Origin of the sequence: Sphingopyxis sp. J-6, from assembly GCF_046603995.1 — a bacterium.
Lineage (GTDB): Bacteria > Pseudomonadota > Alphaproteobacteria > Sphingomonadales > Sphingomonadaceae > Sphingopyxis.
The window spans coordinates 3,713,637-3,727,266 of sequence record NZ_CP145810.1; the positions used below are offsets into that span (position 1 = coordinate 3,713,637).

19 protein-coding genes are annotated in these 13,630 nt (G+C 65.7%); 5 read left to right on the plus strand and 14 right to left on the minus strand.

The genetic code is table 11. The features are described from left to right. The first annotated feature begins 20 nt into the window (after positions 1-20). On the plus strand, positions 21-431 hold the full coding sequence (locus V6U71_RS17725) for a DUF1801 domain-containing protein (protein WP_411339674.1): 411 nt from the start codon (positions 21-23) through the stop codon (positions 429-431). Continuing rightward, positions 428-832 carry a DUF1801 domain-containing protein gene (locus V6U71_RS17730; RefSeq protein WP_411339675.1) on the plus strand — a complete coding sequence of 135 codons (405 nt, stop codon included), beginning with the start codon at positions 428-430 and terminating at the stop codon, positions 830-832. Before V6U71_RS17725 ends, V6U71_RS17730 begins: the two co-directional genes overlap by 4 nt. Here the strand turns inward: V6U71_RS17730 and V6U71_RS17735 are convergent, their stop codons facing one another. Further along, the gene (locus V6U71_RS17735; protein ID WP_411339676.1) at positions 833-1,762 is read right to left on the minus strand and encodes an isopenicillin N synthase family dioxygenase; all 930 of its coding nucleotides are present in this window, start codon (positions 1,760-1,762) and stop codon (positions 833-835) included. A gap of 119 nt (positions 1,763-1,881) precedes the next feature. On the opposite strand from V6U71_RS17735, the gene V6U71_RS17740 reads away from it, so the two are divergent. Beyond that, positions 1,882-2,307, plus strand: coding sequence for an EVE domain-containing protein (locus V6U71_RS17740; protein ID WP_054731410.1), 426 nt, complete (start codon positions 1,882-1,884; stop codon positions 2,305-2,307). Here the strand turns inward: V6U71_RS17740 and V6U71_RS17745 are convergent, their stop codons facing one another. The 7 genes from V6U71_RS17745 to V6U71_RS17775 all read right to left on the minus strand — a co-directional run bounded on the left by V6U71_RS17745 (position 2,308) and on the right by V6U71_RS17775 (position 6,611). Then, positions 2,308-2,631, minus strand: a complete 324-nt coding sequence (locus V6U71_RS17745; RefSeq protein WP_054731412.1) for a PilZ domain-containing protein — start codon at positions 2,629-2,631, stop codon at positions 2,308-2,310. A gap of 89 nt (positions 2,632-2,720) precedes the next feature. Further along, a complete protein-coding gene (locus V6U71_RS17750) occupies positions 2,721-3,308 on the minus strand; it encodes an SOS response-associated peptidase family protein (protein WP_411339677.1) in 588 nt (195 codons plus the stop codon). A gap of 10 nt (positions 3,309-3,318) precedes the next feature. Beyond that, positions 3,319-3,720: an alternative ribosome rescue aminoacyl-tRNA hydrolase ArfB gene (gene arfB / locus V6U71_RS17755; protein WP_411339678.1), complete on the minus strand. Its 402-nt coding sequence runs from the start codon at positions 3,718-3,720 to the stop codon at positions 3,319-3,321. After that, positions 3,713-4,396, minus strand: a complete 684-nt coding sequence (locus tag V6U71_RS17760) for an RluA family pseudouridine synthase (RefSeq protein WP_411339679.1) — start codon at positions 4,394-4,396, stop codon at positions 3,713-3,715. Before V6U71_RS17760 ends, arfB begins: the two co-directional genes overlap by 8 nt. A gap of 6 nt (positions 4,397-4,402) precedes the next feature. Next, positions 4,403-5,221: a DODA-type extradiol aromatic ring-opening family dioxygenase gene (locus V6U71_RS17765; RefSeq protein ID WP_411339680.1), complete on the minus strand. Its 819-nt coding sequence runs from the start codon at positions 5,219-5,221 to the stop codon at positions 4,403-4,405. A gap of 4 nt (positions 5,222-5,225) precedes the next feature. Beyond that, a complete protein-coding gene (locus tag V6U71_RS17770; RefSeq protein WP_411339681.1) occupies positions 5,226-5,822 on the minus strand; it encodes an FMN-dependent NADH-azoreductase in 597 nt (198 codons plus the stop codon). A gap of 90 nt (positions 5,823-5,912) precedes the next feature. Next, positions 5,913-6,611 (minus strand): pirin family protein, encoded by a 699-nt coding sequence (locus V6U71_RS17775; protein ID WP_411339682.1) that lies wholly within the window; start codon positions 6,609-6,611, stop codon positions 5,913-5,915. A 135-nt stretch (positions 6,612-6,746) separates the two neighbouring features. Here V6U71_RS17775 and V6U71_RS17780 point away from each other — a divergent pair, with 135 nt between their 5' ends. Both V6U71_RS17780 and ctrA read left to right on the plus strand, forming a co-directional pair. Further along, positions 6,747-7,694 carry a LysR family transcriptional regulator gene (locus V6U71_RS17780; RefSeq protein ID WP_411339683.1) on the plus strand — a complete coding sequence of 316 codons (948 nt, stop codon included), beginning with the start codon at positions 6,747-6,749 and terminating at the stop codon, positions 7,692-7,694. Between the two features lie 203 nt (positions 7,695-7,897). Then, complete coding sequence (gene ctrA / locus V6U71_RS17785) at positions 7,898-8,605, plus strand: response regulator transcription factor CtrA (protein WP_054589165.1); 708 nt, start codon at positions 7,898-7,900, stop codon at positions 8,603-8,605. An 85-nt stretch (positions 8,606-8,690) separates the two neighbouring features. Here the strand turns inward: ctrA and V6U71_RS17790 are convergent, their stop codons facing one another. From V6U71_RS17790 to ald, 6 genes are all read right to left on the minus strand, one after another. After that, a complete protein-coding gene (locus tag V6U71_RS17790) occupies positions 8,691-9,125 on the minus strand; it encodes a PilZ domain-containing protein (RefSeq protein ID WP_411339684.1) in 435 nt (144 codons plus the stop codon). A gap of 198 nt (positions 9,126-9,323) precedes the next feature. Next, positions 9,324-11,126, minus strand: coding sequence for a succinate dehydrogenase flavoprotein subunit (sdhA, locus tag V6U71_RS17795; RefSeq protein WP_411339685.1), 1,803 nt, complete (start codon positions 11,124-11,126; stop codon positions 9,324-9,326). Between the two features lies 1 nt (position 11,127). Further along, on the minus strand, positions 11,128-11,535 hold the full coding sequence (gene sdhD / locus V6U71_RS17800; protein WP_054589168.1) for a succinate dehydrogenase, hydrophobic membrane anchor protein: 408 nt from the start codon (positions 11,533-11,535) through the stop codon (positions 11,128-11,130). Continuing rightward, a complete protein-coding gene (sdhC, locus tag V6U71_RS17805; protein ID WP_411339686.1) occupies positions 11,528-11,977 on the minus strand; it encodes a succinate dehydrogenase, cytochrome b556 subunit in 450 nt (149 codons plus the stop codon). The genes sdhD and sdhC overlap by 8 nt, the downstream gene beginning before the upstream one ends. A gap of 266 nt (positions 11,978-12,243) precedes the next feature. Then, complete coding sequence (locus V6U71_RS17810; RefSeq protein WP_411339687.1) at positions 12,244-12,477, minus strand: hypothetical protein; 234 nt, start codon at positions 12,475-12,477, stop codon at positions 12,244-12,246. A gap of 20 nt (positions 12,478-12,497) precedes the next feature. Continuing rightward, positions 12,498-13,613, minus strand: coding sequence for an alanine dehydrogenase (ald, locus tag V6U71_RS17815; protein WP_411339688.1), 1,116 nt, complete (start codon positions 13,611-13,613; stop codon positions 12,498-12,500). Positions 13,614-13,630: the final 17 nt, after the last annotated feature.

Consider the following 13,630-nt stretch of genomic DNA (forward strand, 5'->3'; position numbering starts at 1 on the left):
TTGGCGAAGGAGAAGAAGCGATGACCGGCAAGTCCCCGAAACTCCTCTCGGGCGGCAATCCGCAAATCCCGAAAGGTTATGGCGATGCGCCGGTGCAGGCCTATATCGCCGGGATGCCGGGATGGAAGCGCGCGGTTGGCGAACGGATCGACGCGCTGATCGCAGAGGCCGTCCCGGGCGTCCAGAAGGCGGTCAAATGGAACACGCCCTTCTATGGCCTGGACAAGGACATCTGGTTCACCGCGTTCCATTGCTTCGACAAATATATCAAGGTGACCTTCTTTCGCGGCGGGTCGCTCGATCCGGTGCCGCCGGTCGCATCGAAGGTTGCCGATACGCGCTATTATCATATCCACGAGGATGAGTTCGACGAAGGGCAATTCGCCGACTGGGTGAAACAGGCAAGCACGCTACCGGGAGAGAAGATGTGAGCGCTGACGATAATCCCTCCGACCTCATCGATGCGCGCATCGCAAAGCTCGCCGACTGGCGCGGCGAGGCACTGGCGCGGATGCGCGCGTTGATCCGCGCGGCCGAACCCGAAGTGATCGAAGCGGTCAAGTGGCGCAAGCCCTCGAACCCGATGGGGGTTCCGGTCTGGGAGCATGGCGGGATCCTGTGCACGGGCGAGACCTATAAGGACAAGGTCAAGCTGACCTTCGCGCGCGGCGCCGCGCTCGACGACCCCGCGCAGCTCTTCAATTCGAGCCTCGACGGCAATGTCCGGCGCGCGATCGACATTTTCGAAGGTGATGCGATCGACGAACAGGCGTTCAGGGCGCTGGTCCGCGAAGCAGTGGCGCTGAACGGATCGAAGGCGCCGCGGAAATAGCTATGCCTTCAACCCGATCTCGCGCAGGCGCTGCTGAAGATAGGTATCGGCGGTGATCGGGTCGGGATAGAGGTCGGGGTGCGCCGCATCGACGCAGCTGGCCAGCGTCTCGATCGGATAATCGGACCGGAAGTGCAGGAAAAAGGGCATCGAATAACGCGCGACGCCCGCCCGCCCCGCGTCGGGATTGCGGACGCGGTGGGTGGTCGATGGCAGGCGGTTGTTGGTCAGCCGCTGCAGCATGTCGCCGACATTGACCGCCATCGCCCCCGGCGGCGGATTGACGGGAAGCCAGCTGCCGTCCTTGTCGAGGATTTCGAGCCCCGCCTCTTCGGCGCCGAGCAGCAGCGTGATCGTGTTGATATCCTCATGCGCCTCGGCGCGGATACCCTTCGCGGGGGCGGCGACCGGCGGATAGTGGAGCAGGCGCATCACGCTGTTCCCGTCGGCGATGGTGTCGTCGAAAAAGTCGGGGTCGAGCCCCAGATAGCGCGCGATCCCCGACAGCAGCCGTCCGCCGACGCGGTCGAACTCGGCGAATAGTCTGTCGTATACGGCGCGGAAGCCCGCAACCTCGGCGGGCCAGACATTGTTCGGCTGCTGCGCGGCGAGCCGGTGCCCCGGCGGCAGGTCGCGCCCGACGTGCCAGAACTCCTTGAGGTCGACCTCCTTCGCCCCCTTCGCGATCTCGGTACCGAACGGCGTATAGCCGCGCGCACCGCCGCCGCCGGAGATATGATAGGCGCGCTTCACATCTTCGGGCAGCGCGAAGAAGGCTTTCGCCTTGTCCCACGCCTCGTCGATCAGCGCCGGGTCGATGCCATGATCGGTGATCATCGCGAAGCCGAAGCGTTCGAAGGAGGCGCCAAACGCGCGGGCGAATTCGTCGGCGGGAAGCGACATCGAAATAGTGGGGACGGCGGCGGTCATGATCTGGATCCATATGGGGCGGGCGATGCCGCGACTCTGCCCCCGCATGTAAGGCCGCCGGCGTCGCGGCGAAAGAGGCTCGCTCTTTTCAAACCGGCGATGGTTGCTAAGAGAGCGGCATGGCAAAGCAATATTGGCTGATGAAATCCGAACCCGACGCCTATGCGTGGGAACAGCTCGTCGCGGACGGCACCGGCATGTGGGACGGGGTGCGCAACCACACCGCCAAGCTCAACCTGATGGCGATGAAGAAGGGCGACGAAGCGCTTTTCTATCACAGCAATATCGGCAAGGAATGCGTCGGGATCATGAAGATCGTCGAGGAAAGCTTCCCCGACCCGACCGCCGAAAAGGGCGCGCCGTGGGTGGTGGTGCGCGTCGAACCCGTCCGCGCGCTGAAGCATCCGGTGACGCTGGCGGCGATCAAGGCCGATCCGAAGCTCGCCGACATGGACCTGATCCGGCAGTCGCGCCTCTCGGTCGGGCGTGTGACGCCCGACGAATGGAAACATATCCTCAAGAAATCGGAAAAGCCCGCCGGCTGATTATTTGCGCAGTTTCGACTGCATATGCTGCGTCACCGACGGATGCAGCGGGCTGACGAATTCGCAGCCGCAATTGGTTTTGTCGACGCGGCGGACGACCGCTTCGAGCAGTTGCAGGCCGGGCAGGTTGACCCACAGATGCGTGTCGACCGCGGGCGGCGAATAAGAGAAAAAGCGAAAGCCGGTTGCCGACAGGTCGAACAGGTCGACGTCGAACGGGTTCATGCCGGCGACGCGCAGGCGCGCCCGCGCGGAAACATCGGTGCGTGCGGCGCGGCGGCCGTCGGGGGCGGATTGGGCGATGCTGCTGTTGTTACCCGGCACGGTTAGCGATCCCTGAAGCGATTCGATTCGGGCTTTTCTACTCCGCCGATGGTTACCGTTGTGTCAAAACGCGTGGTGAAATCTTCGGGTTAAGGCGGGGTGTCGCCGACCGTCATCAACTGGCTGGGAAAGGCGGATACGAGTGCTTTCGCCTCGCGCCAGTCGGCCGACAGCCAGCGACCATAATCTTCGGCATGGATGATGACCGGCATCGCGCCCGGACGGTGATGCGCGACCAGCCGATTGGCGTCGGTGGTGACGATCGCAAATCCGGGCCAATCCTCGATCTGCCGCTGGATTCCGGCGAAGGCGAAGATGCGGCGCGACGATACCGAAAACCAGTGCTGCCGCTTCGCACCCGCCGCCCCCGACCAGGCGGGAAACGCCGTCGCGGGGACAAGGCAGCGCAGTTCGGGGTGGCGCAGCGTGCCGATCCAGAAGGGGCTTTCAAGGTTACGCACGGTGGTTACCGGCTGCGTTCCCTGCGGCGGCGGCGGCACGCCCCATAATTTCGGACGCAAATATCGCCGGGCTCCGCCGCGGCCGTCGCTGACGATCACCGGCGCGGGCCGCCCCGGCGCGACATAGCCGCCCATCCAAGGATCGTTGCCCGCCTCGGCACCGAAGGCGGCGGCAATCGCGCCCGCCGGCGCGTCGAGGCGGTAGAGGCTGGTCATGTCGGGGGCGCTAATCGATCCCGCGAACCCGCCCGCGACCGGCCTTTACCGAGCTGCGCGCTTTCTTGCTGTCGACGCGCTTCGCCTTTGCCGCCTTGCTCGGCTTCGTTTTGACGCGGCGTTCGGGGCGGACGAGCGCAGCGTCGATCAACTCGCCCAGCCGCGCCCGCGCATCGGCGCGGTTCGCCTCTTGCGTGCGGTAGCGACGGGCGAGGACGACCAGCTCGCCTTCGCTTGTCATCCGGCTTCCTGCCAGTGTTTTCAGCCGCTTATAGGCATCGGGGGCAAGACCGAGAGCATAGACGTTGACGCGGAGCTGGCATGCGGTCGCGACCTTGTTGACATTTTGCCCCCCGGGACCCGATCCCGCGAGAAATTTCTCGCTGATCGCGCTTTCGGGGATGTCAGCCACGGGTCGGCTCCGCGCCCTCCGGCGCCGCGAAACCCAGCGCGGCAAAGCTTTCCGGAAAGGGCGCCTCGGCGATGATTGGCGGCTTGACGTCACGTTTTACGACCAGCCTTTCGGCGTGAAGCAAGGTGCGCGTCCGGGTGCCGCCGCGCCCGTAAACCGGATCGCCGACGAGCGGAAAGCCGAGCCCTTCGAGGGCGTGGACGCGGAGCTGGTGGGTGCGGCCGGTTTCGGGGCGGAAGCGGAGCAGGCTGCGGCCATTGGCAACGGCGAGCTTTTCCCAATGCGACACCGACGGCTTGCCTTTCGGATCGCCGACCATGCGCCAACCCTCTTCGGCGGTCGAGGTCTTGGCGAGCGGCAGGTCGATGGTGCCGCCGTCGCCGTCGGGCACGCCGTCGACGATCGCGAGATATTGTTTCTCGACCTCGCGATTCTCGAACGCGCGGGTGAAACGGCCGTGCGCCTTCGGATTGCGGGCAAGGAGCAGGCAGCCCGAGGTATCACGGTCGAGCCGGTGAACCGCCAGCGGCCAGCGCTTGAAGCCGAAACGCAGGCCGTCGAGATGATTTTCGAGGCTGAGGCTGCCGTCGCGCGGGGCGTCGACGGGCAGGCCCGCAGGCTTGTCGATGACGAGGGCCTCGCCGTCGAGGAACAGGACACGGTCTGAAAGGAGCATGGCGCGCTATAGGGCGGCGGCTTCTCCACCGAAAGCGTAAACGTCCATCGCGAGCAGGCCGTAGGTGACGCTGGCGTGCAGGCGCTCGGCAGCGAACGACTCCCCACCCGCGCCCATCGCGACGAACAGCGGCAGGATATGATCGGGAGTCGGGTGATTGTCGCGGCCATGCGGCGCGCGCTCGACTGCGTGGAGGATATCGTCGACGACGCCTGCCGCCATGCGATCGGCGACCCAGTCGGTGAAATCGCCGACCCACGCCGGTGCGGGAGCATCGATCGGCAGGCGGGCGGCGAAGAGCGCGCGCAGATTATGCGTCATGCTGCCCGAACCGACGATCAATATGCCGTCGTCGCGCAGGGGAGTAAGCGCCTGACCGAGCGCATAATGCCATTCGGGACTGGCGTTCGAGTGGATCGAGAGCTGGACGACGGGAATATCGGCTTGCGGATAGATCAGCGACAACGGCACCCATGCACCATGGTCCAGGCCGCGGTCGGGATCGGCGGTGACAGCTAGGCCGTGGCCCGCGAGCAACTCCGCGATCCGCGCCGCCAGCGCCGGATCTCCCGGTGCCGGGTAGCGCATCGCAAACAGTTCGTCGGGGAAGCCGCCGAAGTCGTGGATTGTCGGCGGCGCTGGCGACGCGGTCACCGTCGCCCGGCCGCCCTGCCAGGCCGCATCATGATGCGCGGAGACCATCAGGATCGCGCGCGGGCGCGGCAGGCGGTCGCCCAGCCCGGCGAGGAAAGTCCGCGCCGGGCTGGGCTCGAGCGCCATCATCGGCGAGCCGTGCGAAACGAAAAGGCTCGGGAGACGGCGCATCGGTTCAGGCCGCCTGCCGAAGATCGTCGATCGCCGAGGTGGCACGGCCCACGGCTTCGCCATCGGTCAGGTGGCCGTCGGCCGCGATGATCGTGACGTCGGTGATGCCGACGAAGCCGAGGATATGCTTCAGATAACCGCTCGCGAAATCGACTGCGCTGCCGAGCGGCACCCCGCCCGAGGCGAAGACGATGAAGGCGCGCTTGCCCTTGAGCAGCCCTTCGGGTCCGGCTTCGGTGTAACGGAAGGTGCGGCGGGCGCGGGCGATCAGGTCGACCCACGCCTTCAGCGAGGCGGGGATCGCGAAATTATAGATCGGCGCGGTGATGACGATCGTGTCGGCGGCTTCGAGTTCGGCGATCAATTCGTCCGATCCCGCGAGCAGCGCCTTCTGTTCGTCGGTGCGCGCCGCCTCGTCGGTGAAATTGGCGCCGACCCAGCCTTCGGTGAGCAGCGCCGGCGGCGCGGCGTTGAGGTCGCGGCGGGTAACGGTCGCGCCATAGCCCTGTTCGACAAGGCGGTTCACCAGTTGGTCGGCGAGCAGGCGCGTCGTCGAACCTTCGTTGCGGGCGCTGGCGTCGATGCGAAGAATATGGCTCATTTCGGTTACTCCTTTGACGGGGATGGGAGGGAAGAAGGGGGTGGGCCGCCGCACCAGGGAGGGGGACATGCGGCGGCCCGGGGGGAGGGCTTAAAGGCTGTCGACGAGCACCAACTCGGCATCGTCGAGCGCCTCGACTTCGATCGTGCCGACGTCGCGGAGCGCGATGCCGTCGCGGGGGTCGGCATCGGTGCCGTTGACGCGGATACGCCCCTTGGCGGCAACCAGATAGGCGTGGCGCCCGCCGGCAAGGTCATAGGAGACCTTTCCTCCGGCGTTCACCGTCGCCGCCGCGACGCGGGCATTGGCGCGGATCGGCAGCGCATCATCGTCGCCTTCGATACCGCTCGCCAGCGTCACGAACTGCCCCGAACGGTCGGCCTTGGGAAACTGGCGCGCACCCCAGCCGGGATTGCCGCCCGCCTGGTCGGGGATGATCCAGATCTGGAACAGCGTCGTTTCCTCGTCCTCGAGGTTGAACTCGCTGTGCGTCACGCCGGTGCCGGCGCTCATCACCTGCACGTCGCCCGCTGCGGTGCGGCCGGCGTTGCCCATGGAGTCGCGATGGCTGATCGCGCCGCTGCGGACATAGGTGATGATCTCCATGTCGCGGTGCGGGTGGGCGGGAAAGCCCGACTGCGCCGCGATGGCATCATCGTTCCAGACGCGCAGCGCGCCCCAGCCCATGCGATCGGGATCGTGATAATTGGCGAACGAGAAATGATGGCGGGCGTCGAGCCAGCCGTGGTCGGCGTGGCCCAGCGTGTCGAATTTGCGAATGTCGATCATGGCCTTGTCCTTTCAATCGGGCCGCTCGCAGGCATCGGGCCCGGCGGCGCATCGTGTTGAGGCCAAGATAGGGATATGTATCGTTTCGAAAATAGCGTAGATGGAAAACCATCGTTTCCATTTACGAGATAATCAATGTCGCTTCCCGATTATGAAGGCTGGGCCTGTTTCGTCGCTGTCGCCGACGGCGGCAGCTTCACCGCCGCCGCAACCGCGCTCGGCCTCTCGAAGGCGAGCGTGTCGAAAGCGGTGACGCGGCTCGAAGCCTCGCTCGGCATCACCCTCCTCCACCGCAGCTCGCGCGTCGTGGCGGTATCGACCGCCGGCGAGGGCCTGCTCGCCGAAGCGCGGGCCATGGTCGCCGCGGCAACCGCGGCGACCGAAGCGGCGCGCGGCGACCGGGTCGATCTCGCGGGGCCGATCCGGCTCGCGGCGCCGATGAGCTTCGGGATCAAGGTGCTCGGCCCGCCGCTCGCCGCCTTTCTGGACAGGCATCCGGCGGTCGAGATCGAGGTATTGCTGAGCGACGCGCGGCACGATCCGGTCGCCGAGGGTATCGACCTTACCTTGCGGATCGCGCCGCTCGCCGATTCGAGCCTGCTCGCGCGGACGATTGCGCCGGTCGCCGCCTCGGTGATCGCCAGCCCCGCCTATCTGGAGAAGCATGGCACACCGAAGCATCCGCTCGAACTGTCGGGACACCGGCTGATCGGTTACGGGCATCGCCAGCGTGCGCTGCCGCTCCATTTCCAGCGCGCGGGCGAAGAGGCGACGGTGCTGCCGACCGGACCGTTGTTCGCGAACAACGGCGACATCATGGTGCCGCTAATCGTGGCCGGCGGCGGCATCGCAGTGCTCCCCGATTTCATCGCGGCCGACGAACTGGCGTCGGGCGCGGTCGTCCCGATCCTTGCCGACTGGTCGTTGCCGCAGTCGCACCTGCACCTGCTGTCGCCGCCGTCGCGGCTCCGCCCCGCCCGCGTGCGCGCGCTGTCGGACCATCTGGTCGATGTGCTCAAGATCAGTTGCACGGGGGCGCACGAGCGCTTCGTAAAGCAGCATCATGGCATCGAAAACAGCTAACCGGGTGTGGCAAATTGGCCGCGACTCGTGGAGTTCTGCGGGTTAAATCAAAATTAACCTTTTCCCTTCATTAGTTTCATGGTTAATGTTCCGGCAGTCCTGCAACAGGGGTCGGTCGGCGCATTTCCACAGGGTCGCGCGGATGGATCGCGGGATCATCGTGGGAAACAGTCCCAATCGGGATAGAGGTTAAGGGGTGCCCAATGCGCGTACTGCTGATCGAGGACGAGCCGACGACCGCGAAAGCGATCGACACGATGCTCACCACCGAAGGCTTCAACGTCTATACCACCGATCTCGGTGAGGAAGGCCTGGACCTGGGTAAGCTCTATGATTACGACATCATCCTGCTCGACCTGAACCTGCCCGACATGCACGGCTATGACGTGCTGAAGAAGCTGCGTACCGCGAAGGTGCAGACGCCGGTGCTGATCCTGTCGGGCATTTCGGAAATGGATTCGAAGGTGCGTTCGTTCGGCTTCGGTGCCGACGATTATGTCACCAAGCCCTTCCACCGCGACGAACTGGTGGCCCGCATCCATGCGGTCGTCCGCCGTTCGAAGGGCCACAGCCAGAGCGTGATCAAGACCGGCAAGCTCGCGGTCAATCTCGACACCAAGACGGTCGAGGTCGACAGCACCCGCGTGCATCTGACCGGCAAGGAATATCAGATGCTCGAGCTGCTCTCGCTGCGCAAGGGCACGACGCTCACCAAGGAAATGTTCCTGAACCACCTCTATGGCGGGATGGACGAGCCCGAGCTGAAGATCATCGACGTCTTCATCTGCAAGCTGCGCAAGAAGCTGGCGCTGGCCTGCGGCGGCGAAAATTATATCGAGACGGTCTGGGGCCGCGGCTATGTGCTGCGCGACATCGACGACGACGGCAACGAAGTCCGCCGCGTGGCCTGACGCCATCTAACCGAACAACCGGGGGAACCGGCGCGGAGCGATCCGCGCCGGTTTTCCTTTGTCCGGCGGCAGCGCATGCGGCCGTTCAGTGCCGTTTCCAGCTATCATTCCGGGGAGAGACGCCGAGCGTGAGCCCCGGCCGGCGCGACGTCAGCTTGGGCGCGGGGACGATCTGGAATTCCGCCTTGCTGTCGGCGGTCGTCAAACCGTCCCCCTGCGCACCGCGCAGGCGTGCGGTGTCGATCGCCCGGTCGGTCTCGATGCCGAACCGCCGGTCCTGGACCCAGCGGACCGTTCCCGGCATCGGGTCGTGGCCGGGCAGGAATATCGTCATTCGCTCGCCGATCTGCAGCATATGCGGGCCCTGCCCGCCGATGCCGGTGTGCGATACATTGCGGATCGTGACGTCGAACCGGCCAAGCCGCGCACAGCCAAGCTCCGCCTTGACCAGACGCGACTGGCGCGGCTGGCGTTGGTCGGCGGCGGCCGGCAAATCGGTCTCGGCCCCAGGATCTGGCATGGGCGACCCAAATGCTGCCCCCCGGCATCCCACTCCGGGCGGTGACGATGGTCCCGTCCGCCGGAGTAGCAGCGGAAGGTAAATTTTCGTTATAGATGTTCGGTCATATTTGGCGGCGTCCGGCGCGAAACGCGATCGGGCCCCGGCTTTCGCCGGAGCCCGACAAGGATCGACCAAGATCGACCGCCCTGCGGCGCCTTAGTAAACGCGCGCCTTCGGCTTGATATATTCGACGTCGTCCGACAGCGTATATTCGTGGACCGGGCGGTAATCGAGCTTCACGCCGCCGCCCTTGCCGCCCCAGCCGTCGAACCAGCTGATCGTGTGCTTCATCCAGTTCGGATCGTCGCGGTTCGGGAAATCCTCGTGCGCATGGGCGCCGCGGCTTTCCTTGCGATTATACGCCGAATGCATCGTCACCGTCGCCTGCGCGATCAGATTGTCGAGCTCGAGCGTCTCGATCAGATCGGTGTTCCAGATCAGGCTGCGGTCGGTGACGTGAACGTCGTTCATCCGCTCGTAGGTCTTGGCGAGCTTTTCCTTGCCTTCGGCCATCAGCTCGTCGGTGCGGAACACCGCGGCATGCTGCGACATCGCGCGCTGCATCTCGGTCCGGATTTCCGCCGTCGGCGAACCACCGCTCGCGTTACGGAAATGATCGAGGCGGCCGAGCGCCAGATCGGCGCTGTCCTTGGGCAGTGCGGCCTGCGCCGCGCCGGGCTTGATCAGTTCCTTGAGGCGATGCCCGGTGGCGCGGCCGAAGACGACGAGGTCGATCAGGCTGTTCGAGCCGAGGCGGTTGGCGCCATGGACCGACACGCACGCCGCTTCGCCGACCGCGAACAGGCCGGGGACGACGGTGTCGGGGCCGTCCTTGCCCAGCGTCACGACTTCGCCGTGATAGTTACAGGGGATGCCGCCCATATTGTAATGGACCGTCGGCACGACCGGCAGCGGCTGCCGCGTCAGGTCGACGCCCGCGAAAATCTTGCCGCTCTCGGTGATCCCCGGCAGGCGCTCGGCGAGCACCGCGGGATCGATATGGTCGAGGTGCAGATAGATATGGTCGTTGTGCGGCCCGACGCCGCGGCCTTCGCGGATTTCGAGCGCCATCGAGCGCGACACGACGTCGCGCGATGCGAGGTCCTTCGCAGAGGGGGCATAGCGTTCCATGAAACGCTCGCCTTCGCTATTGGTCAGGTAACCGCCCTCGCCGCGCGCGCCTTCGGTGATCAGCACACCCGCGCCATAAATGCCGGTCGGGTGGAACTGGACGAATTCCATGTCCTGCAGCGGCAGGCCGGCGCGCAGCACCATGCCGCCGCCGTCTCCGGTGCAGGTGTGCGCCGAGGTCGCGGTGAAATAGCAGCGGCCGTAGCCGCCCGTCGCGAGCACGACGGCCTGCGAACGGAAGCGGTGGATGCTGCCATCCTCCATGCACAGCGCGATCACGCCGCGGCACGCGCCGTCTTCCATGATCAGGTCAAGCGCGAAATATTCGATGAAGAAGTCGGCGTCATACTTCAGGCTCTGCTGATAGAGCGCGTGGAGCATCGCGTGACCGGTGCGGTCCGCCGCGGCGCAGGTGCGCTGCACCGGCGGGCCCTCACCCATATTCTGCATATGGCCGCCGAACGGACGCTGGTAGATCGTGCCGTCCTGATTGCGGCTGAAGGGCACGCCGGCATGTTCGAGTTCGTAAACCGCGGCCGGTGCCTCGCGGACCATATATTCGATCGCGTCCTGGTCGCCGAGCCAGTCGGACCCCTTGACGGTGTCGTACATATGCCACTGCCAGTGGTCGGGCGAGTTGTTGCCGAGCGAGGCGGCGATGCCGCCCTGCGCCGCGACCGTGTGGCTGCGCGTCGGGAACACCTTGGTGATGCAGGCGGTCTTGAGGCCGGCCTCGGCGCTGCCCATCGTCGCGCGCAGGCCCGATCCGCCGGCGCCGACGACGACGGTGTCGTACACATGGTCGATGATCTTGTACGCTTCGGTCATCTTACATTCCCCCCGGAGCGAGCCCGGCGGCGGGCGCAAGCACGATGCGGACGATCGCGAAGATGCCATAGGCGGCCCCGCCGATCGCGTAGAAATTGAGCAGGACGAGCGCGAGCAGGCGCGTCCCGTCGCCGTGGACATAATCCTCGATCAGCACCTGCAGGCCGAGGCGAAGGTGCCAGAAGACGCTGACCACCATCAGGATCAGCGCCAGCGCGACCGTCGGGTTCGACGCCCAGCGCACGACCGCGCCGTGGTCGGTCATCGGCAGGCGCAGGAAAGAGACGAAGAGAAAGCCGACGAGCAGGATGTTGCCGAGCGCGGTCAGGCGCTGCTGCAGCCAATGGTGCGAGCCATGGTGCGACGATCCAAGCCCGCGTACCCGGCCGAGGCGCGTTCCGTTACCCATTGAGCGCCTCCTTGAAGATATAGAGCCAGGTCACCGCGGTCGCGAGCAGCGCGCCGAGGATGACGACGGTCGACCACAGCTTGTTGGTCTTGAGCTCGTACCCCGCGCCGGTGTCGAGGACGAGGTGGCGGAGGCCCGAGAAAAGATGCTGGAAAAAGGCCCAGGTCAGCCCGATCAGCACGACCTTGCCGAGAATATTGGTCACCTGATGGAAGGCGCCGGCTTCGGGGCTGGGGTCGTGCCAGACGCAGGCGACGAAGGCGGCATAGGCGTCGGGACCGGCGGCAAGTGCGCCAAGCCACCAGAGGAACATGCACGCGCCGACGATCGCAAGACCGTCGCCGCTGACGCGGTGGAGGATCGAGGTGGCCATCGCGGGCCCCCATTTATACACCTGCAGGTGCGGGGCGCGCGGACGCGCACTCGGTTCGTTGCCAGCCATATCAGCCCTGTCCTGACTCTAAACGGTCGATGCGGTGCCGGTAAGCCCTCCTGTCACGATATGCAATTGCCTTAAGTCCATCTTGACGAGATTGGGGCGAAGACGAAGACGATCGCGCGACGATCATGTCCCACAACGGCTTGCGGATGGAAGCTGCCAATGCGTCGCGCAGAAAAAAGGGCGGCACAGGGCCGCCCTTGGAATCCCGCCTTCAGGGGAGATGACGCATTTCCAAGCCACGCGCTGTCAGCTCGCGGGGAAAGGGGTCACTTGATCTTGCCGCGGTTCGCGTAAAGCAGCGCGGCGATCACCGCTGCCGACCCGATGCCGAGACCCGCCGCCGCCGCGGTTTTCCAGCCGCGCTTGCCCTTCGCGGCGTCCTCGTCGGCCGCTTCGGTGGCTTCGGCTGCCTCGCGCTGCTGCTGACGCTCGCGCGCGGCGCGGATCACTTCATTCTCTTCTTCCTCATCCTGCGGGGGAGGCGGCACCTGGTCGGTCATCGGGTCTTCTGTCCTTGTTGTCAGGCGAGTGCCTGATCAACAGGCACATAATCGGTTCCGATCGCTTCCGCTACGGCTTCGAACGTCACCTTACCATTCCAAACGTTCAAACCCTGCGCAAGATGCATGTCGCGCTTCAAAGCCTCTTTCCAGCCGAGGTCGGCGATGCGCAGTGCGTGCGGCAGGGTGACGTTGTTGAGCGCATAGGTGCTGGTGCGCGCGACGCCGCCCGGCATGTTGGCGACCGCATAATGGACGATGCCGTCGACGACATAGGTTGGCTCGGCGTGCGTCGTCGCATGACTGGTCTCGAAGCAGCCGCCCTGGTCGATCGCGACGTCGACGAGCACCGACCCGGCCTGCATCGTGCCGAGCATGTCGCGGCTGACCAGCTTCGGCGCCTCGGCGCCGGGGATCAGCACCGCGCCGATGACGAGGTCGGCTTCGGCAACGCATTCGGCCAGGTTGGCGCGGTTCGAAAAGCGCGTCTTGGCGCGCGATTCGAAGAAGGTGCCGACGCGTTCGAGCACTTCGGGATCGCGGTCGAGGATGGTGACGTCGGCGCCGAGGCCGGCCGCCATCTGCGCCGCGTTGAAGCCGACGACGCCGCCGCCGATCACGCAGACCTTGCCCGGCGCGACGCCGGGGACGCCGCCGAGCAGCACGCCGCGGCCGCCATGCGCCTTTTCGAGCGCGGTCGCGCCGGCCTGGATCGACATCCGGCCCGCGACCTGGCTCATCGGCTTCAGGAGCGGCAGGCCGCCGTGCGGGCTGGTGACGGTTTCATAGGCGATGCACACCGCACCCGACTTCATCAGGTCGCGCGTCTGCTCGGGATCGGGCGCGAGGTGGAGATAGGTGTAGAGGATCTGCCCTTCGCGGAGCATCGCGCGCTCGACCGCCTGCGGTTCCTTGACCTTCACGACCATTTCGCAAGTGGCGAAGATTTCCTCGGCGGTCTGGACGATCTCGGCGCCCGCTTCGACATAATAGCGGTCGTGCGCGCCGATGCCTGCGCCGGCGCCGGTCTGGACCAGCACGCGGTGGCCGTGGACGACGAGTTCGCGCGCGCTTTCGGGGGTCAGGCCGACGCGATATTCGTGGTTCTTGATTTCCTTGGGGGTGCCGATGATCATGCTTCGCTCTCCATTGC

Coding starts and splice junctions, on each gene's coding strand:
- V6U71_RS17725 (WP_411339674.1), top strand. CDS start 21: ATGACCGGCAAGTCCCCGAAACTCCTCTCGGGCGGCAATCCGCAAATC.
- V6U71_RS17735 (WP_411339676.1), bottom strand. CDS start 1,762: ATGACCGCCGCCGTCCCCACTATTTCGATGTCGCTTCCCGCCGACGAA.
- V6U71_RS17740 (WP_054731410.1), top strand. CDS start 1,882: ATGGCAAAGCAATATTGGCTGATGAAATCCGAACCCGACGCCTATGCG.
- V6U71_RS17750 (WP_411339677.1), bottom strand. CDS start 3,308: ATGACCAGCCTCTACCGCCTCGACGCGCCGGCGGGCGCGATTGCCGCC.
- V6U71_RS17760 (WP_411339679.1), bottom strand. CDS start 4,396: ATGCTCCTTTCAGACCGTGTCCTGTTCCTCGACGGCGAGGCCCTCGTC.
- V6U71_RS17765 (WP_411339680.1), bottom strand. CDS start 5,221: ATGCGCCGTCTCCCGAGCCTTTTCGTTTCGCACGGCTCGCCGATGATG.
- V6U71_RS17770 (WP_411339681.1), bottom strand. CDS start 5,822: ATGAGCCATATTCTTCGCATCGACGCCAGCGCCCGCAACGAAGGTTCG.
- V6U71_RS17775 (WP_411339682.1), bottom strand. CDS start 6,611: ATGATCGACATTCGCAAATTCGACACGCTGGGCCACGCCGACCACGGC.
- V6U71_RS17780 (WP_411339683.1), top strand. CDS start 6,747: ATGTCGCTTCCCGATTATGAAGGCTGGGCCTGTTTCGTCGCTGTCGCC.
- ctrA (WP_054589165.1), top strand. CDS start 7,898: ATGCGCGTACTGCTGATCGAGGACGAGCCGACGACCGCGAAAGCGATC.
- V6U71_RS17790 (WP_411339684.1), bottom strand. CDS start 9,125: ATGCCAGATCCTGGGGCCGAGACCGATTTGCCGGCCGCCGCCGACCAA.
- sdhA (WP_411339685.1), bottom strand. CDS start 11,126: ATGACCGAAGCGTACAAGATCATCGACCATGTGTACGACACCGTCGTC.
- sdhD (WP_054589168.1), bottom strand. CDS start 11,535: ATGGGTAACGGAACGCGCCTCGGCCGGGTACGCGGGCTTGGATCGTCG.
- sdhC (WP_411339686.1), bottom strand. CDS start 11,977: ATGGCTGGCAACGAACCGAGTGCGCGTCCGCGCGCCCCGCACCTGCAG.
- V6U71_RS17810 (WP_411339687.1), bottom strand. CDS start 12,477: ATGACCGACCAGGTGCCGCCTCCCCCGCAGGATGAGGAAGAAGAGAAT.
- ald (WP_411339688.1), bottom strand. CDS start 13,613: ATGATCATCGGCACCCCCAAGGAAATCAAGAACCACGAATATCGCGTC.